Annotated in this window: 16 protein-coding genes; 8 read left to right on the top strand and 8 right to left on the bottom strand. The window is 52.3% G+C overall.

Annotated elements, in window-relative coordinates; genetic code table 11:
• Window positions 1–756: 756 nt before the first annotated feature.
• Window positions 757–2,625 (top strand): hypothetical protein, encoded by a 1,869-nt coding sequence (locus M4951_RS06020; protein ID WP_262025580.1) that lies wholly within the window; start codon window positions 757–759, stop codon window positions 2,623–2,625.
• A 262-nt stretch (window positions 2,626–2,887) separates the two neighbouring features.
• Here the strand turns inward: M4951_RS06020 and M4951_RS06015 are convergent, their stop codons facing one another.
• Together M4951_RS06015 and M4951_RS06010 are read right to left on the bottom strand one after the other, a co-directional pair.
• Window positions 2,888–4,111 (bottom strand): hypothetical protein, encoded by a 1,224-nt coding sequence (locus M4951_RS06015; protein ID WP_262025579.1) that lies wholly within the window; start codon window positions 4,109–4,111, stop codon window positions 2,888–2,890.
• 45 nt (window positions 4,112–4,156) lie between these two features.
• On the bottom strand, window positions 4,157–4,516 hold the full coding sequence (locus M4951_RS06010) for a hypothetical protein (RefSeq protein WP_262025578.1): 360 nt from the start codon (window positions 4,514–4,516) through the stop codon (window positions 4,157–4,159).
• 313 nt (window positions 4,517–4,829) lie between these two features.
• Between M4951_RS06010 and M4951_RS06005 the strand changes: the two genes are divergently transcribed.
• The gene (locus tag M4951_RS06005) at window positions 4,830–6,158 is read left to right on the top strand and encodes an IS4 family transposase (RefSeq protein ID WP_262025577.1); all 1,329 of its coding nucleotides are present in this window, start codon (window positions 4,830–4,832) and stop codon (window positions 6,156–6,158) included.
• Between the two features lie 210 nt (window positions 6,159–6,368).
• On the opposite strand, the gene M4951_RS06000 is transcribed toward M4951_RS06005, so the two are convergent.
• The 4 genes from M4951_RS06000 to M4951_RS05985 all read right to left on the bottom strand — a co-directional run bounded on the left by M4951_RS06000 (window position 6,369) and on the right by M4951_RS05985 (window position 10,817).
• On the bottom strand, window positions 6,369–7,775 hold the full coding sequence (locus tag M4951_RS06000; protein WP_262025576.1) for an IS4 family transposase: 1,407 nt from the start codon (window positions 7,773–7,775) through the stop codon (window positions 6,369–6,371).
• 407 nt (window positions 7,776–8,182) lie between these two features.
• Window positions 8,183–8,665, bottom strand: a complete 483-nt coding sequence (locus tag M4951_RS05995) for a hypothetical protein (RefSeq protein WP_262025575.1) — start codon at window positions 8,663–8,665, stop codon at window positions 8,183–8,185.
• Between the two features lie 353 nt (window positions 8,666–9,018).
• The gene (locus tag M4951_RS05990) at window positions 9,019–9,789 is read right to left on the bottom strand and encodes a hypothetical protein (protein ID WP_262025574.1); all 771 of its coding nucleotides are present in this window, start codon (window positions 9,787–9,789) and stop codon (window positions 9,019–9,021) included.
• 266 nt (window positions 9,790–10,055) lie between these two features.
• The gene (locus M4951_RS05985) at window positions 10,056–10,817 is read right to left on the bottom strand and encodes a hypothetical protein (protein WP_262025573.1); all 762 of its coding nucleotides are present in this window, start codon (window positions 10,815–10,817) and stop codon (window positions 10,056–10,058) included.
• Between the two features lie 461 nt (window positions 10,818–11,278).
• Here M4951_RS05985 and M4951_RS05980 point away from each other — a divergent pair, with 461 nt between their 5' ends.
• Window positions 11,279–12,775 (top strand): hypothetical protein, encoded by a 1,497-nt coding sequence (locus M4951_RS05980; RefSeq protein ID WP_262025572.1) that lies wholly within the window; start codon window positions 11,279–11,281, stop codon window positions 12,773–12,775.
• A complete protein-coding gene (locus M4951_RS05975) occupies window positions 12,772–14,058 on the top strand; it encodes a reverse transcriptase domain-containing protein (RefSeq protein ID WP_262025571.1) in 1,287 nt (428 codons plus the stop codon). Before M4951_RS05980 ends, M4951_RS05975 begins: the two co-directional genes overlap by 4 nt.
• Window positions 14,059–14,671: 613 nt before the next feature.
• Here M4951_RS05975 and M4951_RS05970 read toward each other — a convergent pair.
• Complete coding sequence (locus M4951_RS05970) at window positions 14,672–15,925, bottom strand: hypothetical protein (protein WP_262025570.1); 1,254 nt, start codon at window positions 15,923–15,925, stop codon at window positions 14,672–14,674.
• A gap of 367 nt (window positions 15,926–16,292) precedes the next feature.
• On the opposite strand from M4951_RS05970, the gene M4951_RS05965 reads away from it, so the two are divergent.
• The 4 genes from M4951_RS05965 to M4951_RS05950 are packed head-to-tail and all read left to right on the top strand — an operon-like array spanning window position 16,293 to window position 19,920.
• On the top strand, window positions 16,293–16,961 hold the full coding sequence (locus M4951_RS05965) for an HIT family protein (RefSeq protein WP_262025569.1): 669 nt from the start codon (window positions 16,293–16,295) through the stop codon (window positions 16,959–16,961).
• Complete coding sequence (locus tag M4951_RS05960; RefSeq protein WP_262025568.1) at window positions 16,951–17,556, top strand: dCTP deaminase domain-containing protein; 606 nt, start codon at window positions 16,951–16,953, stop codon at window positions 17,554–17,556. Before M4951_RS05965 ends, M4951_RS05960 begins: the two co-directional genes overlap by 11 nt.
• An 8-nt stretch (window positions 17,557–17,564) precedes the next feature.
• Window positions 17,565–18,827: a hypothetical protein gene (locus M4951_RS05955; protein WP_262025567.1), complete on the top strand. Its 1,263-nt coding sequence runs from the start codon at window positions 17,565–17,567 to the stop codon at window positions 18,825–18,827.
• Window positions 18,820–19,920 carry a thiamine-phosphate kinase gene (locus M4951_RS05950; protein WP_262025566.1) on the top strand — a complete coding sequence of 367 codons (1,101 nt, stop codon included), beginning with the start codon at window positions 18,820–18,822 and terminating at the stop codon, window positions 19,918–19,920. Before M4951_RS05955 ends, M4951_RS05950 begins: the two co-directional genes overlap by 8 nt.
• 625 nt (window positions 19,921–20,545) lie before the next feature.
• Here M4951_RS05950 and M4951_RS05945 read toward each other — a convergent pair.
• Window positions 20,546–21,952, bottom strand: coding sequence for a hypothetical protein (locus M4951_RS05945; RefSeq protein ID WP_262025565.1), 1,407 nt, complete (start codon window positions 21,950–21,952; stop codon window positions 20,546–20,548).
• Window positions 21,953–22,230: the final 278 nt, after the last annotated feature.

Raw genomic sequence — 22,230 nt, 5'->3', positions numbered from 1 at the left:
ACTGGCCGCAATGCTTGACTTCCGGCCCATCCTCGGCGACGGGATCGCCACTTTGCAACTGCCGGCGTTTCCAGCCACAACTGTACGGATTGGCGTTTGAACTCACTGGTATTGCGACGTCGTGATCGAGATTTTTATATCTTCGCATCGGCGGTCTCCTGAACCAACCATTTTTAACTCTGAGGGCGACTCCATTTCGCACGCCACCTCATTTTGTGCTGGTGCTGGGCTAGGAAAATCGCAATCGAACTTTTTTCCTTTCAGCAGTCTTTGTGATCACCACTTGGGGATTCGTATACTTGAGAGCTCAGTTGAGATCACGAGAGCTCCCTAATGTGCCAAGGTCGGTTCGTCATTAGGCAATGCGCAAAATGCCCTCGTGTCACGTAGCCGAAGTGGTATCGGTAATTCCGTAGGTCCGTGCCACAAGTTCAAATCGCGTCACCCCGTCTTGGTCTTTCGGAAAGCCCATCGCTGGTTTCGGCGGTGGGCTCTTCTTCTTGAAATCAAACGGATTACAACTATTCTCGACTGGTTCAATTCTTCCCGCTCGCCGGAGGAGTTCTTTTCACTATTCGTCGCAACGGCTTTTCCTCGAGACTTTTCCGTAGTTCAAATGGCATCGATTAGGTGACGCGAACGGACGAACACAGTACGATGGGAGGGTGTTCTGCAGCCATATTGCGGGAGACGTAAAGCTGGAAACAAAGCACAACGGTCCGTTTTCGTATTGAGTTGCAAAAGGCAGGCCAGACGGTGGTATTCAAAGAGGACAATCAACCAACGCTCCCACGTCCGTCCGCTGCGGAAATCGATCGCGTTTACCACGATCTCGCTACGGTATTGTCGGATGCGGGACAAGATGCCGATGGACGACGCGCATTGAGGCAAGATATACTTCGTGAACGGTTGAATTCTGTCGGTCATTCGCTGCCTGCTATCGACTGGGCTGTTTACCTCTTCTGCAAGGACCAACTTCTCAGCACGACGATCCTTGAGGAAAAGCAAGTCAGGGCGATTCGTCGAGGCGTGAACGAGGTAAAGGCACGAATGATCAATGTACCGGCCGTTGCCGCAACCGAAGCGTTCTGGGAAAGATGGAAGGCGGATTCATTCTCCCCACGGCAAAAGGAGATAATTCTTCTCATCCACGGAATTCGAACGTTTGCATGGTGGCAGCCGATGGTTAAGAGGGTTCTTGAAGAGATTCCAAATGTCGAGGTCTGGGAATCCGATTACGGGTATTTCGATGTATTCCGATTCTGGTGCCCATTCTTTACTCGCAAGGCACCAATTGACGAAGTTCGGCTCGAACTTGAAAAGGCGATGACTGCTATCTCGAAGTACTCTGGCGGCCGACTCTCGGTTATCGCGCACAGCTATGGAACATATGTAATCACACAAATCCTCGCATCTAAGTTAGACTTGAAACTCCATCGGCTTGTGCTTTGCGGTTCCATAGTCCAACGCACATTTCCTTGGCACACACTGGGTGATCGCATTGCCGCGCATGACACCCATTCCGGGCGGAGAAATATTCTTAATGACTATGGACTACGCGACACTTGGCCGGTATTTGCGAAATGTCTGAGTTGGGGATACGGTGATACCGGTCGGCATAAGTTCGGAAAAGCAGAAGTGATTGACCGAGGCCATGACCTTTACCATAGCGGATACTTTGAAGATCCGGGTGCTGACCCAAGCCTTGAGCCGGGTGAAGAATTCATCCGCAAATTCTGGAAGCCTTGGTTTGAGTTTGGTGAGGTCGTTTCATCGGATGCCAAAGGGCATTCGCCACTTTGGTTGAGTTGGCTCTCAATCCTGCCCCTTCAGTGGATCTTCGTGGCAATAATTGTAGGACTCTTGGCCTGGCTGCTGATTACGCGTGTCAACGGACAAGTGCCGCCAACTGTGCCGGCAAAGGTTACCTCGGAATTTAAGTTCGACGCGACCACGATCGTGCCGCCAAGCGAGATTGAACCGAAACCCATCGGCGAGTATGCGAAAACTCCCGACCTCAATGGGTTTGACATCACACTTGATGCTCGTCTCGTTGATCTTCGACAGCTCAACGATGTCTCAAAGTCGCGATCAACTACGCGCCATAGTCCGGCGAATTTTAAACGGTCGGTGACCTTACTCCGAAAATCGGCGGATACTACCGAGTTTGTCGCCCGATACGGTACGTCGGGAATTGGTATCGATGCGCGCTGTCTCAGCCACCCATACTCGATGCGATTCGCTGGAGTACGCCCTAATTCCAAACAACCAAATTTCTTAAAAAACTTTGAGCTAGTCGTGGATGTGTCGAAATCGCCCGTCGATTCACCGTTTACGATCGACCTAGAAGCGACAGCGTGGAACGCATTTCAGGGAAAGGAAGAATGGGTTGGTTTCGATGCGTATGAGTCTACGTCGGTAGGGAAGAAGGTGCTGACCGTTCTCTTACCCTCACGCAAGCCGTTTTCAAACCTTTACATACAGGCGACGCGCGAAGGCGATGATGACGTGTTGCCAGTACCTGAGAGGATGATTTTGCGAAAGGACGAATTCGGCCTTGGATTTAGCTGGGAAGTTGAGGACCTTCCTCCCGACGTGTTCTTGGAGACTCGATGGACTTGGTGACATCCGTAGTATCGCTCAGTTCATGCATCATGCATCTAGAATTTGCCCACCTGATAACAGACTGTTGACCTGGGGCACGTCGGTTTGATTCATTTCCCCTTCACGTCGCAAGTACTTGTACAATCGTGATTAGCGGCGGCGTCCAGTCGCCCAAACCTCCCGAAAAAAGTTCAATAGCCGTCTTATCGCCCCGACTTGTAAGTGACCAAATTGAACTGAGTGGATTGCGATCGCTGTCTCGTAGAAGAGGCGAATGTCAATGTCAGCGCGATCGAAAACCGAAACCGTCCCGACGTCCAAAGTGGCGATGCCTGAATTCCTTGCCTGGAAGATTCGGATTGAATCCATAAGGCTCCGGTGGTGACATTACACTGTTCTGATAAACCCTCGACCAATTATCCATTCCAGGGTGGTCTGCTTCCTGCGGGATTAATACACCCCCGATGCTTCTCTTTAACCCGAGGGAAAGCAGACGATCAGCCCAGTGTGCTTCGAGGTCATAATGAGCGTTTAGAAGTGCGTTGCGATCCCTGGTAACGCGTACTGAAAAGCGGTCGTCGCCTAGATCGATCGTGCTTGTAACGAGTGCATCGATTTTCATGAATGCCAATTGAAGTGGCTCGATTAAGAGTTCGCCAAATGCAGGGTGGCGACGGCCTCTGTCGGAAGAACGGAACTTCGTGATCATCGCCTCAGTACGTCGCTTGGCGAGAGGAAACGGGTCATGGGACTCACCCTTGCAACGCATGCCGGTCCGGCGAAGCATCGCATCGCCCCAAAGGAGGGCTGTTACGAGATGCTCGAATATCCCCCATACCCCGCCAATTGCTGATTGCTCCATCGGCTCCGGGCCATCCCATCCGGCTTCGACTGTCCAAAAGAATTCCGTCTCATCGAACCGGCAAGCAAGCTCTAACCCAGAGGCGTCGCATACTAACTCAACGTCATCTCCTGAAACGCTTTCACGTTGCGCGGAAGGAGCCAAGTGGTGCCCGATCTCGTGCCCGATGACGAAAACCTGAACGGCGTTCTCCAAGTTGCGATGCGAAGTCTCGAAGTCGCTTAGCCTTACGGTCACTGGCATCGACAACGATACGCGTAGCTCAGGGTCATCTGCTGTTTCGAAGAAAGCATCAACTAGCATCCATGCTCCCTGGATTCGACTATGTGCAATAAGTATGTCCGCAGCATTCCGAACAATATGGGCCGCATAAGCATACATGGACGGCCAGACGAGGGACTGGAGCATAAGAATTTTCACATCGCAGACTCGCAACTGATTAAGCACAATGAGTCGTTTTCGACGGCAGACAGAATGTCGTTTCAGGTCTACCTGGATGTCGAAATCAATATCGCGGGGATCAAATCCTTCAGAGATGAAGGCGTCTGGGTTATCGAAAAACATACGCAAGACACCGATTTCTATCGGCTGGTAATTCATGAAATAACGAGAACTGAGACTCGTAAAGCCTGTCGACTCACTCATCGGTTTGTTTCCGTCTCCGAGATTTCTTTGAAACCATACTCTCTTTTACATGGCTTCGTCGTCGGTCTTCTCCTTTGGCTTGTCAAACTCGGCGGCATCGGTATCATCGGCGAGCAGTTCTTTTAAATTACGAATTAGAGCAAGGCCCTCCTTGAGTGTATTTGCCGTGAGGGGGATCCCCCTAACCTCGATGTGGATCTTGATATACTTGGAAAGCAGATATCCAACGACAACAGATAAAGCGTCAAGGTGCTGTGCAGCATCCAGCCCGATCGCAATCAACGATTGGCCATCTATGTGCTCTTCTGACTCTGGAGCCCCCATCAAAAGCTTCGGCTCAACTGCATCAATCGCTTCTGAAACAATTTCTTTGCTGGCGGGATCGACCTTCAATTCAACTTCCATAGAACCTCCAAGTCTACCAGTGGCTTCTTATTTGTTAGTCATCCGCCGTTAGTTTGTTGCGACGGGGTCGTTGGGAATGGAAATTATTATAGGGCAGCGGTCTGTGGTTTAAAAAAAAGAAAACCTGGTGGAAGTTTTAAATATTAGAATTAGGGTAACAGTTGTTCGATTCCCCTTTCCAATCCCTGGGTGCCATCCAACGCCGGTAACGATTTCGTCTTCCAAGAAATAAGTCTTGATGCGGCCTGCGGTTAAGCAGTTCAATGCGGTCGACCAAAACCGTATGCACTGACGACCAAGAAAGGATTCTTGGATGCCGCATCAAGACAGCACCGATATTCGCACGAATTTACAGGCTTTGAAAGCCGTCTTTCAGGAACTTTTGCCGGCCCAGTTTGACTTGCCTAAGTCGCATGGCAACGCTTCGCTAAAGCCGCAGGCGCTAGCGGCGATGGCGATCGCTTGCTGGGGTTGGTTGCAAGGGACGCTTGACCAGCGGACGCGAACCGCTCAGTCGATGGTTTGCGAAGCGTTACGTCTCAACTTCACGGCGACGCGGCAAGGTTTATTGAAGGCGCTCGCTCGTCATGGCGAAGCGCTCATTCCGCAAGTCGTCACGCACATCGCGGACCAGTTGCGCGAGCTTAAAGGAGACTGGAGTCAGCGCGGCAAAGTGAATTTCGCCGTCGACGGCACCAAGTTTCTCGCTCCGCGCACCGCCGCGAATCAGCAGCAATTCGCCTCCAAAAAAGAAAAGCAGTACGCCTCGAAATCGAATCAGTCTAAGGCGGAAAGTGCCCAACTGCTGGCGACCGTCGCTTGGCATCTGACCGCTGGATTACCGTATCGCTGGCACATCGACGGATCGAAAGGGAGTGAGCGTCATGCGCTAATCGACATGCTCGACGAACTGCCGTCCAACGCGCGAATCATCGCTGACGCCGAGTACGTTGGTTACCCGTTATGGTCGGCGATTCTCGACTCGAAGCGTTCGTTTTTGGTTCGCGTCGGCTCGAATGTCTCGCTGCTGAAGAACCTTGGATCACTACGAATTCGGGACGGGTTCGTCTACTATTGGCCGACCACGGCGATGCAGAAACTGCAGCCGCCGTTGAAGTTGCGTCTGATCCAAGTTCATACCGGTAAAGAAACGATCTATCTTGTGTCGAGTGAACTCGACATGAGTGATCAAGCGGCCTGCGAACTTTACAAACAACGCTGGGGCGTCGAAGTTTTCTTTCGCACCGTGAAGCAGTCGTGCCAGAGAAGCAAACTCCGCTGCTGCACGCCGCGAAACTTACTCACCGAAATCCACTGGACGCTGATCGGCGTTTGGGCGGCGTTTTACTATGCCAAGCAAGTTCAACGTGATCAGCCCGGCAAGCGAACCCGCTTAAGCCCGGTGAAAATCATCCGCGCCTTCGCCGCCGCCACGACATCCGTCGCACTGAAAGCGAGAGCCGCCGCACTGCTGATCAGTGAACTCACTCAAGCCGTCCTCGCGGACGAATCCAATCGAACGTCGAGCAAAAAAAGTCGCAACTATCCCCGCAAAAAACGGCCTAAATCATGCGGTCCGCCGAAGATCACGTCGCCGACGAAGTTGCAAATGAAATATGCGAAACTGTTTGAGCTGGGGTGAAATCGTTACCGGCGTTGCGTGCCATCACGTCGCATTTTGCTGCGTCTGCAAAACTGCCAACGCTTTCAAAAAAAAGTTCTAACGGTATCTTGTCACCCCGAGTATTTCTTTCTGCCTATCGAATTTGGATCAAGCTCAGGGTCTGCTTCAGACTAACGCCTGTTCGAAGCAAGAAAATGCACATGAGGGCGTGACGAATGGCACGTAGTTCTACCCAAGTCGTTTCAGGATTTCACGTTTGACTTCATTCCTGGGCTTCATCATACGGTCGTACTTCTTCTGCCGTCGTTTTCTTTGCCTGGGCTCGAAGCGATCAGGGCGGTCGGCCACGCGATGTGTTGCGAGCGCTTCGAGTAATTGGTTGTATAGGTCTGCTCGGCGCAAGCCGTGCTGGCCTTGCATAGCGATCACCGGTTGAAAGGCTTCCAGAGTTTGCACAGCGCCTTTGAAGCTTATCGTGCGCGGCTTGATCTTCTGTTTGGAAGCGGCCTGGGCCATGACAGTCCGAATGAGGTTGTAGGCGAGGATGTGTGTCCAGATTTCCTTCCGGACCAACTCAGGCGTCTTGCATCGCAAGATGTCCATCTGCAGCGTTTGCTTCAGTGATCGCAGATCGAGTTCGGCGTTCCATCGTGCACGATAAAGATCCGCTAAATCGCTGGCGGTCACTTCTTCGGCATCCAGCAGCGTTGTAACCACGATGATGCTGCGGCTGCGGAACCCCGGCTGTTGAATCAGCACCCGCGTTTCGCGCATGGTGAGTTGATCGGGAAGTCCCTTGCGGGTCCGGTTGTCAATCGTGCGAATATGCGGCCTCGGCCATTCGACGAGATGGTCTCCTTTGCCCAAACGTTTCCCTCGTCGGAAGTCTGCCTTGCGACAATGATGGAGGCGAGTCACCGTGTGGATCCCGCGCTGCCGAAGTTGAAAGATTTCATACCAAGAACACATGTAGCGATCTGCAAGCATAATATCGCCTGAACGCAGCACCTCCCACAACTTACGAAGCATTCCTAATTCGCTGTGCCCCTTACCTGAATAGCTGCAGATGGCCAGCTCAATTATGGCTCCACAGGAGAGTGAGAAGAAGACCGCGATACGTGCCAGCGGAAAGCCAAGGCCTTCCGCCTGCTGAGGAGGTTGTGGATAGGCTTGTTGATTGTCGGCCGTATCAGGCATCGACACGGTAGAGCCATCGTAGGCCAGGACGCGGCGGTTTTTCCAAAGCCAACTTTGATCGGCATGGCCATCTAACGCTTGTCCTGTCTTCCGAGCGACCGTTGCGAAGAATTCTTCCGGCAGTCGTTTCCTGGCTTGGCAGTAAGCACTCGTCTCTGCTGAGCAGCGACGTTGGCCGCGTGAAACACGATGAGCAATCAGGCGGGCCACGGCCGCCCGACAGGAATGGTCCTGACTCAATGCCTGGCCAAGAAAAACCCAAAGAGTCACCAGCGGCGTGTAGATCCGATCCAGCCAAACAATTTCCAATGCTTCCAAAGCATGTGATATCGTTGCCTCAGACAGCACATCCGTGAATGGCAGCTCACCGTCTTGCGCAAACTGCTGCTGTAGAAACCGCACTTGCTGACGAAATCGTCCATCGTTAGAAAATGACATCCTGAGGCCTCCTTGCCAAAGATGGGTGTGTGACAACTCCATCTACGCAAGCGAGGCCTTTTTGATCTATGTCGATTCAGAGGAGCAGGTTACGAGAGAACTACGTGCCATTCGAGGGCGTGACATGTGCGAGCTGATGCGGGCACCAAGGTCGGCCCGGGCGCGATCAAGATTTTGCTAGCCGTCTCTTGTGTGCTGACGAGCATTGATGGTCCGGGCACGCCCGAGCCAGGCGGACTGCCGTGCCACTCAATAGAACGGGGGCGAAGAAGATAGCCCATTGTTTCATTGCGGTGACAGCCAATTGGCTTGAGCTACGCATGGTCTCGCAACACGAACGAGAAGTGAATTTCAGGCTTGCTTGTTCCGATTTCTCGCCGGACCGTGGCTGGCTGGGTCGAGTTCTTTTAGCTATGGAGTGCTATTTCCGGACCTCGGTGCGGCTCGAGCATCTTTCTCAACTCGATAAGTGAAGCAATCGCTGCCTGATGCCGCTGTTGAGCACGCGCAAGTCGACTCTCCCAGCGGCTTCGGATCGATTCCTGATCATATGTTTGCGATGCCCCCAGCTGACAACATGCGGCATCAAGCATGGTGCTCAGAACTTGATCGACGAGTAGTTGTTCCATCAGCGAATCCCCTTCCTTTAATAGCTGGGCTCGTTTGTCGGCGAGGCAAATGGCGATCGATTCCCGGACATCCGTCAATCCAGCCGCCGCGAGATCGATCAGGTGCTGTTGGACGTGCCGATTCAGGTCGCCTAGCAAATTGCACAACTCCGGCTTGCCTCGTAAATGTTGCCGCAGTTTATCAAGGGCTTGCTGGTCGCCGCGGGAGGCATCGTCCACTAGGTCGGTGTACTCTTCATAAGACAAGTTTTGGTGTTTCATTTTGGGTCTCGGGATAGGCGACTCTTTTGCACGCTTCCACCGCTTTCGGAGGTTTCTGATTGTCCGATTGGCTTCGCAGTGGATTGTCGTCAGAACGCGATCCACTACATCGATAATGCCTAAGGCCGAAGTCACTGCTTCTCGCTCCGCCTGGCGGGAAGCCCGTACCAACTGCGAGGTTCTTTCCACGGCTCGGACGGCCGGATCGGCAAGTGTGCCGAGGTAAGTGCGTTCGACCCCCGAGCCAACGCGCGTTGATCGGTAGACGTAGTTGGATCTGGGCATGGTCATGTTCCACATTGCGTCATCGCGCGGCCGCGTGACGCTGTTGCCGGGAAGAGCTCGAAATTACACTACCCAGTCTTTACTAGCCTTCCCATTGTGAAGGACTTGGCGTTTATTGGGGCCTGGTTCCTTCGTCCGACCTCGGCAACTTGGTCCATTTTGGGCTTCTCCCAGGCATATTCCGCAAGGATTGTGGCCCGATTTCGAGAAACAGTGTTCCGAATGGAGGTCGATTCAACAGCTTTTGGAGGATTTCCCAGCGTGAAATAGCTCGCTTTCCACAGGGATTTCGAGATATTGCTGGTGGCTGGGAGTTGCGCAACGTCAATCAGATGGGCAATCCATGCTCGTTGTCGACCAATAACCGACCCTAGGTTGTGTGACTCCTGTTCGTATCCCAAGTAATCGAGCCAAGGCTCAATGACCATCGGACCGCGCTTCCACGCATGAAGAAGGAATAGAGTCTCAGGGCTGTTTGCCTGCCCGGGATCGACACCAATTGCGACCCAGCGAATCCACGAAGTAGCTTTGAGTCGTGCTCTTACATCGAAGTACAAGGCCGCGAAGGTTGCGACGCCATGGACGGGAAAGCCAATCGCCCGAGCGATGGCCTGATCCGTTTGGCCGGCGAGCATCCGAGCCTTGAGTTCCAAAACTCGGTTCGATTGTTCCTGAAGTAGTTTCAGTGCCAAATAAAGATCGGGATTCTCCTTAACCGCCCGCTTCATTCCACGAGCAGTTGTGAGGCGATTCAATTGGCGAACGTATCTCACTGTTCGCTGGACCAGTTCACCATCTCGCTTGACGGTGGCATATCCCCCGCGTTCCACAATGTTCATTGCCCGTAGCCATTGTGAATCGGGTGTGACCCATGGGGTCGTTTGGTGGAGGGGCGGTGAATGGTCCATATTCATAGTTAGTCAACTTGGATTCGGTCATGAATTGGGAAGGGTTCGATCTATTACGATTTGCGTGTATGTGGTTAGTTCGATTTGCTTGCGAAGTTCGTTAGCGCGGACTTCACCAATTACGCCAGCCAGCGTTGGTTAACTATCTGCGGACTGTTCGGCCTGCCCTGTCCGGATGGATTGCCACTTAATGGCGCTCACTTCCGTTTTCGACGACCCTTGGACGATTGCTTTTTCGCAGTGATCTCGAAGGACCAGTCGTCGACTGTTACAAATTCGCGCACTTCCGTTATTTCCTCTGTCGCGATCGTGACTTGATTTACCGGTAGTGTCGAAGGAATATCAGGAATCCGACGAGTCATCTGAAAATACTTCCGAAGCTCTTTGGCCAGCGGAATGACGATCAGGGCGTTGTCTATTTCGCGATGATTCGCGAGATACTCCGCCAGGACAAAATCAGTAGTTACCTCAAGAGCGTCTTTGCTGATGATCAAGATTGGATTAAAGCCTCCTTCCGCGAGCTTAATCGCGTGTTCTACTATTTCTGCTGTGATATCCGAGATGGGTGGCTGCGAGCCCGAACGCTTCGTTCCTCGACTCCAATTACTTAAGATTTCCCCGATATCTCCCCTTAGGCCCTCCAAGGCTTCGTACAGCTCTCTTCGATATTGATCCTCGGCAAAGACATAAGGGCGCTTATACTTTTGAGGCTCCATCTCCCAGTCGGTGCCCAAAATGTCTTTTATCGCGTCGAGTTGAAAGCCCTTCGCTCGGAATTGCTTGATCCGCAGGCAGCGCTCAAGTACCCACTCCGGCCAGTAGGCGATCTTTCCTTTTCCTGAAGGGTGGGTTCGGATCGTTGGTTCCGGAATTAACTCCATTTGGTGCCAACGAGTCAGCGTTACGCCATTGGCGATGCCGGTGGCGAGCAAGATTTCCTTCGAGGTAACTTCCGGCATTTTCGGTAACTTCTCCAGAAACTTTTGACAGCGACATTGACATTGTTACAATGTGCGCGTGACTTGTCTAGCTTTTACGGACGATTCGGTCTCGACAAATTCCGATCGAGCAAATTACACCAAGCTGAGACGGTAGTTAGAAACCAAATTCCGAAAAACACGAGCAACTGCCGCAAACGAATCCGCGTGCTATCCAATTTGCAGCTTTCCAAAGGCAATGCCTCTCGGTGCTCAATGCGAATGACCACAAATTGGGGCAGGCTCCAGGGAGCCGAGGCATTGAGCGGCCTCGAAGAAGCGGCAGAGTCTTTCTCCCGATGGCGCGGCGGAAAGCGAAGCCTACGCCAGGAATCCATCGGTAGCCTTGGGGTTCGCCAACTTGGCATTCGTCAGGTGGGCAATCTGTCCCGCAATGATCGTATGTTGAGTCCATTTTGCAGTTTGACTTACACGAGATAATCATGAGCACCTCCCAAACCATCAACCATCCAAATTACTACTTGGAAGACCACGGCCAGTACATCTCGCTCGATTCGGATGCCAGCATTTTTGAAGAATTGCTGTCGACGGAGCGGCTGACAACGATCGCGAAATCGGATGGGACAGTTGCCGTTGTCAAGCTTCGAGAATCGTTGCTTTCACCAAGTCCACGCCGTGCGAATCGTGGCTTAATCGAGCTGATCGAATACCTTGCTCGTGAGCACAATTTGACGGTTCATCGCCGGTTAATGACGCGGCCGAGAAATCGACTGCCGATGCCCGAGCAAGTCGCGTCACACGTCTCCTGGCCGCCAAGCTCTCATGTGCATGAGCTAGTACATGATCATGATTCAGGACTTATCTATCTTGGCCAAGGCGTCGGTCGTGAGCAGATTATCGCGGAACTGACTAGAGCTTTTCCCAGTTCGACCTTCGCCATCATGGTCGCAACGAACAAACAAGCTGACAGGGTTCAAGCCAAGCTAAAAGGATGGGGAATTGACGCGCACAAAGTGAACCAGCGACGGGGAACCTCAGGAACCGGCCGGTGTTCGATCGGTCTTTTTCGGTCGCTACAAGCTCGTGAAGTGGAATTTGAAAAACGCGATGTCATTATCGCCTACGATGCCCTAGAAGCCATTTCAGAGAATGGGCAAATGCTCCTGACGACACCCGATGTCTGCAGTCGTCTTTTTGGACTACTCGGCCAAGATACGGATCGGACGCAGCGACAATCGGATTTGCTTGCATCTACCTTCGGATTTCGCCAAGCGATTGTCCCCAGGCATGGTCGCCGGCCAGTCGATGTGAGAACGGCATTCATCCGAAAGAGATTTTCAGATACGGCGGCGCAAACGGCTTATCAGGCCAAGCGGAATGGGATTTGGTTCAATAACGATCGCAATCAAATGCTGACAAGCCTTGCCTGCGGTCTTGTTGAAGGTCACGGTGAGAAAGTCTCCAGATACCTGAATGCTACCAACACTGGATTGTGTTGCAACGCGCAGCATCGAGTCGCTCTGCTGACGGATTCGATCGAGCACCTAGCGCAACTGGCCACAACGATTGAATCATGGCCTATCCGAGTTAGTGCCTCGGTCGATCTCACTGGTCTCCCCGCGGAGAAGCAGCGATTGATGGTACGAGGGACCCAGCGTTGGGTTGATGGGCAAACGCTGCTCGCCACCCCGGGAGGTCTTGCGAACATTCAGCCGGGAACGTTTGATGCGATCCTTTGGGCTGGAGGCGGGCTCGGACTTCCTCCCATACCCTCCTCGCAGCTTACTACTGCTGGTCATTCGCCTCGAAGCCTTTATGTAATCGATGTTAAAGATAGGCATAATTCCCAGCTCCGACGGTGGAGCCATGCGCGACAAAAGGCATGCCTAGATGCCGGCTGGATTGACGGCGCGGAGTGTCCCGTGCAGGCGGCCTTTCAGGCATTCCTCGAGAGACGCAATCAAGAGGTATTTGTATGACTCTTTCAACGGCGGATGCCCCAACTCCATATAGCTTTACAGACCATGGGCTTGGCGGGGCCTATTTCTACGATTTGAGTTATCGAAGGCCTCAATCGCGGCCCAGAAGTACGGTGCTGGATTACACGCGTGACGCCATCGTCAATCGCCGGAATCTCGTTCAAGTCTTTAAGGATCGGCAGTTCTCTGCCGGTCAGGGGGCGGGGATCGACGGAATTCGCCTGCGTGACATCAGCGTCACCGAATTTGGTGATATCGCGGAACGTATCGTGGATCAAATCGAGCGCGGAGTTTGGCGTCCTCGCCCCGCACGCATTCATCGTATTCCAAAAGATAGTGGTGGCTATCGCTACCTGAGCATCCGATGTGCGGTGGAACGTATTTTGTCAACAGCGGTGGCAAAGGAAACAATCCAACGAATTGATCCGCATCTACTGCATGGGTGTATCGGGTTTCGACCCGGGCGAAGTATTCCGGAGATGCTCGCGGAAGTCACTTATCGCGCAGAAGTCTGCGGGTGTACTTTCATCACGCAGGATGACATCCGAAATGCCTTCCCTTCCGTACTTGTTGAACACGCCGTCGAGGACTACTCGCGGCATGTCGCTGACCCTCAATTGCTCCAGTTGATTGGAGTGATAATCCGAGGGGATCAGCAATCTCGGACCATAGGTTTGGATCAGGGAGACCCCCTGAGTCCTCCGACCCTCATTCTGAGATTGCACTATTGTCTGGACCTGCCACTTTCGGTCGCAGTTCCGGACAACACGTTTTGGTACCGGTACGTTGATAATAGCGTCTACCAGTCCCGAAGCGCTGCCGAAGGCAATCAAGCACTCTCCAGGGCGCGTTGCTTGCTTCAAGAGGCTCAATTCGAGTTGAAGGGGATCGGAAATTCTCCTCAGAATCTTCTCCGTCAGGGAACCAAAATACCCATACTGGGATTGTTGCTCAGATGGAACGGTTCATGCATTGAGTTCTCGATAAGCAGGGAGTCGTACCATAAGCTTGCTTTACTCTTGGAAAGAGTTCATGAAGAACCCAACCCAACTGTAGTTGCAAGGAGAGTGATCCAAGGATGGATTGAATCGCTTGGTTCTGTCTTTGAGAGCGGTGAAGCACTCCAGAGCCTTAGACAGATACGTCAGATAGCTGTAAATACAGGTTTCCGAGAAATCGGAACATATTCGCAGTTGGAAGATTGGGCTGATAAGGCACGGAATCGTTGGATAGGCCTTAAGGAACGGGTCTGGCAGCGATTACAGCATGGGAATGAGCTATAGAGGCCATTTCTAACTGGAGGCTCCGCCGTCCAGTACCGCTGCCTGGTGAACCTAGGCAATACCCGTCTCAGCAACTTGCTGGGGCGGGTTCTTTTTTTAGCTTTCAGGGCATTCCAGCTTTGCCGAGTGTCGCTTAGGAAACGAGAGCGAAGCAAGCAGCGAGACTGCATTCACACCCAATAGATTTGCTTGCCAAGCCAGGAGTTGAAGCGGGGGATATTTGTGTTCTCATGCCCATCCAAGGCGCGGAGGGGCATATCTCACTGCTTGAGTCCAAGTCATTGCCGAAGGGCGTCGAGTGGTCCAGAAACGAAATAAGCCCCCGTGACAAAGTCCGCATCGAAACGGTGATGCGATTCAAGGGGCTTGAGGCGACCCATATCCACATCAGGGCGCGGATGAATTTGACCGGGACAATGGCATGGAACTGCTTTACATGATTCTTAATCGCACCAAGTCAAGACAATCCTTGGTTGGGGCGAGCAACGCTGCAAAGCATTGCTCAGAAAGAGTCAGCTACGTCGATTTCTCATCCTTCAATTGCCGATGAGACGAGAGGTTGAGGGGCACAGGGCTGCCCTAGGTAACTGTTAGACATTGGCGTCGCGACAGACTAGGTGCGCCATCTGGAGCGCGAAAACGTCTCGGAGTAGTCACTCCAATCCTCCTCGCATTGTATTCGCAGTGCGTCGACTTCCTTGTTGGTCAGCGAGTAAACCGGCAGGTTGCGGTCCGCCCCCAGGGGATCGATTGTCGCGAGGTAGTTCTCAGCCCAGATCAGCCATAGGCCTACTTCACTGGCTTCGTCTACCATGCCGTATCGCCGGACCGCCTCTTCGCGCACGGCGTCGACATACCCACGGACTTTCATCGCGTTTTCCCAAATGGGGATTGCTTGACTTAGGTTGGCGGCGCGGACTCCGTCTTGGCGTCGGTCGATCTCGCGCTCGATGGCCGCAAGTTTGCGGGCCTGCTTCTTGTCTTCTTCAATTCGTGCCTGCTCGGCTCTCACTTGCCAGTCGTCAATTTCCCTCAGAATGCGGATCATTAGTCCCTGTAGGCGTGATTCCAGCGGTGTTGTTTTGGTGTCCCTTATTGTTCCCAGCGGGTAGATTCTCAGTTCTAAGTTGCCCGTCGGCTTGTACTCGTAGTCCCGAAAGAACCAGTAGTCCAGATCATTTTCGTTTAGTCCCTCTGACCGCTTCCGCGCGTAGCGTTTCGACGACTCCCACATTGAGATCGTGAAATTCCATCCCAATATCGCAAATCCCGGCTCTTTTTTATCGTTACTAGAATCACACGTGTAGCCTCGTTTTTTGAAGGCCTTCAACAGCGTGTCGACGATCAGCAGAGCGCGTCGAAGATTGGCCTTCGATACGTTGAGGTCAAACGCCAGCGTAGATCGTTCGCGAGGTAGCCGTAGTCGACCGTATTCGTCGGGCTTACATTCCGTCAGCATGTCTCGCGTCGCGGTAACAAACGGGTGAGCGGCACGGAGATCGGCAGACGGCATGATTCGGAATTCGTCGTCCGCTTCTTGCTCGATTAATTGGGCGATCTTGGGGTCGACGATCGCGTCACGTTTGTTGGCCAATGGCTGCACGGGATCATCGGGTTGCCAAAGTCGGACGGTTTGCAGCGATTCGTCTTTCAGCGGCGTTAAAGGGTGCGGGTAAACCTTTTTGCCGCTTTCAAGCTTGGCCCAGTATCCGCGGGGCGGGCGGGGGATTTTGTGACGTTTACAAATCTTGGCCAGGCCTACGTCCGACAGGCCGTATTCGGCGGCCAGTCGCATCATTGGTGTGGACCAGACCTTGTCGTAAAGTTCTCTTCGGGTCAGGACGACTTCTTTGCTTGACTCGGGCATTGGGGCCTCTCGGGTGTTAAGCGGTAGGTAGCCGTTGCTGGGTTGCTTTGTGATCTCCGTTCCTTACACAACTGAACAACATAATTGATTTGCCGAGGCGATATTCTCAGCAACCGTTTATCGTCGCTTTTGACAGCAGTGGCGAGACATAGCCAGATTTCCCGTGGCCGTAACGGATCGCAAGAAAATCGAAGATTCTTCAATTGGATTGAATGGTCCGCTCGACGCACCGTTTTCGTTTAATCGACATCGCAGGTGACAACAGAACTGGATATAATTCGGTACTGACGTATTGGAAACCATCCATGCTTTGCGGCGTTGGGCCGCTTTTTGGGGGCAACTCGAGGTAAGGACAGAATTAGTGAAGATGCAGAACACACCAACAGTCGCGTGCGAGTTTTGTGATGAGCTTTCTGGGGCTTCAGATTCGCGATTTCAGAGGATCTACGGTCAGGATCTATTGGATCGAACCGTTTTTGAATCGGACTCATTGGTTGCTTGGCCGACCATTGGTCAGCTTTTCCCGAAGAGCATTTTGATTCTTCCTCGTCGACACGTGGAACGCTTTGCTGACCTTGGCTCTGTTGAGCTTGATGAATTCTCATCGATTGCTGAGCGAGTTAGAGCTGGCTGCGGAACTCCTGGGAACTATTTATTGTTCGAACACGGAGCGAGAGCGTTTAGCGGCACTGGTTGTGGCATCTATCACTGCCACGTTCATTTCGTTCCTGTTCCAGATTCACTTTCGGTTGCTTCGTTATTTCCATTTGCTTATCACTCTCATGACTCTCTCTTAGACGCTTGGTCATTCCACGAAAAAGGAAACAATTATATTGTGCTTCGCGACACCTTTGGAGAGATAGCGTCAATAGGCCAGGAAGTAATGTCCATGCACAACATCGGCTCCCAATATGTGCGTCGAAAGCTGGTCGAGATATTTGGTGTCCAGAGACCCTGGGATTGGCGGGAATACGAATCGCCTGAACAAGATCTTCTAAGTGCATATAGAGAATTGAGGTTCGCCGATGTTTCTTAGTGCGGAGCAGATTACTCGCAAGCGGTCTGAATCCGCGCTCGTGATTGAACCGTTCGAGCCTGAACTGCTCAAAGCCGCTAGTTATGTCTTGCGGCTTGGCAGTAAAGTTCGTCGTTGGAACAGGAGGGACGAGCCGGTTGAAGTATGGTCCCCGAATTGCAGTGCAGATCTGCTTGGTCCGATTGAAACTTTTTCTGAAATTACCATCAACCGAGGGGAGCTCTTGCTCGTCAGTTCCAATGAACGCATCGGCCTTACCGGTGGATTGTTAGGCGTCATTATGACGCTCTCACATATTTCTCGGTTTGGAATATCCGTCACTTCCGACTCGCATCTCGTCTCTCCGGGATTCGGAAAGGAGGCTGCCTGTGAACTGACGTTTGAAGTCACTTCTCACAACCCAAATTCCGTCCGATTGCGCGCAGGCTTGCCAGTGTGCCACCTATTGATTGCCAATGTGGACGCAACAAGTAGTAAGGCTCCACTGGCCAATAGCGTCTATCAGAACCTGCCTACGCCTTTTGGCCCAGCGTTGTTTGAGGAATTTGCCTGTACTTCACCCTTTACGCGTGTCGATGAGCAGCGTGGCAAGTGAGATGTGGCATGAAAGATATTGAGTTCGACGTACTTAGTCCAGACGCAGAACGGAGCGTGCGTACGTCGGCATTGAAACTCCTGAGTGAATTGACTGAACAAGAAATTCTCCGTAGACAGATTTGGCCAACCATTAAAGAAGTCGACAAAAATGATATCGTCTTGCGATTGGTCCCATTGAACCGTTTGGGCGGTGATGAGGGGAAGAGCAAAGCAACTGTATTTGTTGCCTACTTTCGTCCGAGTGGCGAAAAATGGCCATCTCATCCGTTGATCGTGAAGTTTGCCGAGCCGACGCTTAATCGCGATTCGTGTCGTAAAGAGTATGACGACTATCAAGGCGTCTCCAACTTCATTGCTTTATCCCCATGCGGATTCGCGACGCCTCTTGTTTGCCACGTTTCAGCAGGGGATGCCCAGCCGTTCACTGTGCTTTGGTCTCCATTTGCGTCCGCAGGTGGCATTTGGGGAGCCGAAGCCTATCAGCAAAAGTTGAACCTTCGAATTGACGATGTCTGGAAGGGTTTGAGGAACGACTCGAAGACAGTCGATGAATTATCCAATGCGCTTGACAAGGCGTTTGACTATCTATGGCCACTTCATCGTCGAGGTGGTACTGCAGTGTCATCCTCGAAGCGTGTTTTCGACGAGTACAAGAAGTATCTGCGGAAAATCGACACGGCAGACTGGTCGACTCACTGGAGGAACAGCTGGGGCGACGAGACGGTGAGCACTACGCAGGTATTCGGAGCTGTATGGCCAAATCCTTTCCATGTCCTCAATCGCTTATCTGGCCGAAAGATAAGCATGTATTGCGGAGGTGTGCATGGCGACCTTCATCCCAAAAACATCGTATTTGCACAAAACGAACCACGAATTATTGACTTCGGATGGGCCGATCGAGATGCACACATCGCAAAAGATTTCGTACTTATGGAGTGCAACTTGAGGTTCGTCACTTTGCCGGCGGCAATGCCCTATCAAGAGATCCAGAAATTGTCTGAATGGTTGGGGTTCGGTGACCAAGTGCCGCAACTCGAGACCGAAGGAATGCAACGCTGTATTCAACTAATTGCAAAAGTGCGGGACCGTGCAAGGAAGGCATTTCCTGAAGAGACGGAGTGGGACGAGGAGTACATTGTCCCAATGTTTATTGTGGCAATGGGGCTGCTAAAACACAGCGATGATTTTTTCTCGCAGGTTTCAACTCAATTGCATGTCCTGCAGATGGCAAAATACATTTCAGATAAGGTTCTCACCAAGAATGAGTAAACGAGAACGCTCCGATGACACCCTGAAAGATTGGGGTGAATTTAGGCTCTTGAATGAACTTATCCTGCCAATTTTGCGTCGAGGTTCCGCAGGCGAGGAGTTGGGCGACGATTGTGCATTCTTGAGCCTCAATACGGCAGAGCAGCAGCTTGTTGTTACCACAGATGTGGGGCCAAAACCGCTCGTGTGGGCGATTGGTCATGAGTCATATCGAACGTGGGGCTGGTACACGGTTCTTGCGAATGCAAGTGACCTCGCTGCTGCTGGGGCCAATCCTCTGGCATTTACTACATCGGTTGAAGCCCCTGCGGAAATGCTGGTGAGCAATTTCAGAGAGTATTTTGAGGGATTGGATGCTGCATGCACTGCATTTTCGCTGAAGAACGCTGGAGGGAACATTCGAGTAGCTCCACGTTTTGCTTGTCATGGGACAGCTTTTGGCACGATCCCGAATTCTGAACAGGTTGGTAGGAGCACGTGTCAACCCGGTGACAGCATTGTTTCGATTGGACGCAACGGTTATTTCATATCGAGCTATCTAAAAGCATCCAGACTAGGTGATCTAGGTCAATTGAGCGCCTCCGAACGTGATGCCGTTTTAAGGCCCGTACCACAAATCCGCGAAATGCAGATATTGCGGAAAGCTAAGGTGTTAAGTTCCGCGACGGACAACTCAGATGGTGTTATGGGTTCCCTGTGGAATATCATTGAGCGTTCAAATGTTGGGATTGAATTGTGGCTGGATGATCAGAAGATACCAAACTATGTTCATCAGGAAGCGTTGCAGCACGGATTGGATCCCAAGAACCTCTATCTATTTTGGGGTGACTGGCAGATTATCGCTTCGGTTAAGTCGGGACGACTAGACGATTTCAAGAGAATCATTGGCCAAGAGAACATTAACGCAAGCGTCATAGGCGTAGCCATACACGGTGAGAAGGGAGTGTGGGGAATCGAGGGTGAAAGGCGGTCTCGTCTGAGGTTGCTAAGAAACGAAAATTTTGTAGACCGGTCGTTCAACGAAAATCCTATTTCTCACACGGACTATCTCCTAAAGACGAGTCTGTACGATACGGATATAGAAGCCGATTAGCGTGGTCCTGAGCAAAACTCGCGACGCTCACGAAGCCGACAGGGGAAAATGTAATTGCTGAGTTGTGGTGTCAGATTGCAGTGAGAGCAAAGAGCACGGCGATCACACCATAAGTCACCACCTCAGAATGATTCGCGCGTGTGTCGGCCACGGTTGTGCGGTGCCTCATCGATGTAGGCTGCCGGCTATGTAGTAGGCCAACGGCGATGGATGTCCGGGAAGTTCCAGCAATCCATCCATCGGGAAAATGATGGCGTACCGGACTGCCTCACACCCGTTGGCTCAGCTGATTGCCGGCCCACGTCGGTCATGCGAAGGGTCTTCAGTAGATATCGGAGTGGAGCTTTGATTCCCAGCAATGACTTGCTCTGAGTTTCGTATTTTGCAAGTTGTTCGAGGCTTCCGATGGACCCGATAAAGTGTCTGATAGGAGAAAATCCTGGGAAGCTGGAATCGTCGTAAGTTGCTTTGTAGTCATGAAATGTGGCGTCCATGTGCGGTGGAATTCCATAATTCCCGCCGCCTACACTCCACTACCAATAATCGGCCGATACTTAACGTGCAGGTAATCAGCCTGCACCAAGCCGATCTCGGAGCAGGCATTCTTTGAAGCCCAGCTTGGGACTTATCGCCAATGCCACTCAAGCCATTTCACAGCCTCGGAAAACTGCTCCTGGCTCGGCGTCACATAGTGCCGGCCGGCTATCGTATCCGGTGACTGTCCCAGGAAGTGGACGACGTACCTGCCGTAGGTGGGGTGCGTTTCAAGTTTCGAGGATGCGGTCTTGCGGAAGAGCTTAAGGCTCCCATCGATAACGACTTCATCTTCTTTCAACTTCCGAATAACGCGGTTGAACGCGCTACGGATCGCATCGGTCTTAATTAGCTTCCCCTCCGCGTTGTGACGCTTCGTCAGGAGTGGCTTTCGATCGGTCGATACCAGCGCCAGTGGGTCACCGTGTCGATTGAGAACGGAATCATCCTTATGTAAATGGATTTTCAGAAGCCGTAACGTCTCCGGCCACAGAGGGTAAGTCACTGTTGGCACGTTTTCGTGATCTTCCGTCTTGAATCGCTTCCTGGTGAGCAGTCCCAGTCGAAGATCGACGGCAGTTTTAGGTAACTCGGCAATGTCAATTTGCGTTCCGCCCGTGTTTAGCATCAATAGCAAATAAAGCTTCGTTCTATCGTTTGCAGCACCGAGCAGGAGCTTTACCTCATCATCGGTAAATGTCTTGATTTTGCCTCGCAACTTGAATCCATAGTCGCGGCTGCTGAGGTTATAAGGCATCGCAATCCGTCGACGGCTCGCCAACCACCGCGCAAACTGCCGAAATGAAGCGAACAGGTCCCGGGCATAATAGCGGCTTACTTCCCCCTTTTGGCACCGCTTGAGGACGTGCTGATAATAGGCATCGACCGTTTGCTCACCAATGTTGGCAACGGGTTGGTCAGTTCCTATCCACTCCTGGAAGCGATCGAGGTGGACCCGCAAACTATCGACGCGATCCACCGTTCGCTCTCCGGCCTCGGCCTGTGAGCGTTTAAAGGCGATGAAGTTCTCCACGTTCGGGCCGACTGTTTGTTCAACGGGGGCCTCAACATGCATGTTTTCGAGTCGCCGACTTCCATCTGCGACAAGTTTCGCGATGTGCTCTCTAATGTCTCCATTAGGTTCGGGCACCGTGTCGCCGGGCCTAGTGACTTGGCGTTTGACGCGAAGACTTATTTGACGCTTCTTGATCACCGTGCCATCCTCGCCATATTCGATATTCATTCCGACGCCCGAGAGGAGCACTCTCTCCGGAGGCAGCGGTTCCGCGCCCTCCGGCTTAGCGTCGATGGCGGCCTGGGTCTGCTCCCACCATCGTCGCATCGCGGTGCGAGTCGCATCTTTCGTGGGCGGGGTCCCGTCGGCGAGCAAACCTTCTTTGATGAGCTTGCCGGGCGAAACGTTGTAGGTTTTTCCCTGGTACCACTTCGTCCAGCGTCGTTCCTTCGCACGCCAGGTCATTGGGTCATTGTGAGCCATCTTGTTTTCTCCGCGAGGCTTGGCGCGCCTCAGCGCTGCCATTGGCAAGGTACTAACGTAACGTACTCTAATTGGCAAGCGCTTTTGGCAAGCGCAGGTCCGAAATTTGGTCAGACGCGCTTGCCAAACCTATTGGAGCATAATGACTTACGGCAACGGAGCTCGTTCGGGACGCAGAGGTCGCACGTTCAAATCGTGTCGCCCCGACTTTTTAAAGCCTTGCAGTCCAATGACTTGTGAGACTTTTCTTTTGGCTATTTCTGGCAAGCGCCAGCGCG

The organism is Blastopirellula sp. J2-11, assembly GCF_024584705.1.
Classification (GTDB): domain Bacteria; phylum Planctomycetota; class Planctomycetia; order Pirellulales; family Pirellulaceae; genus Blastopirellula.
This window is presented reverse-complemented; position numbering and strand designations above follow the sequence as displayed.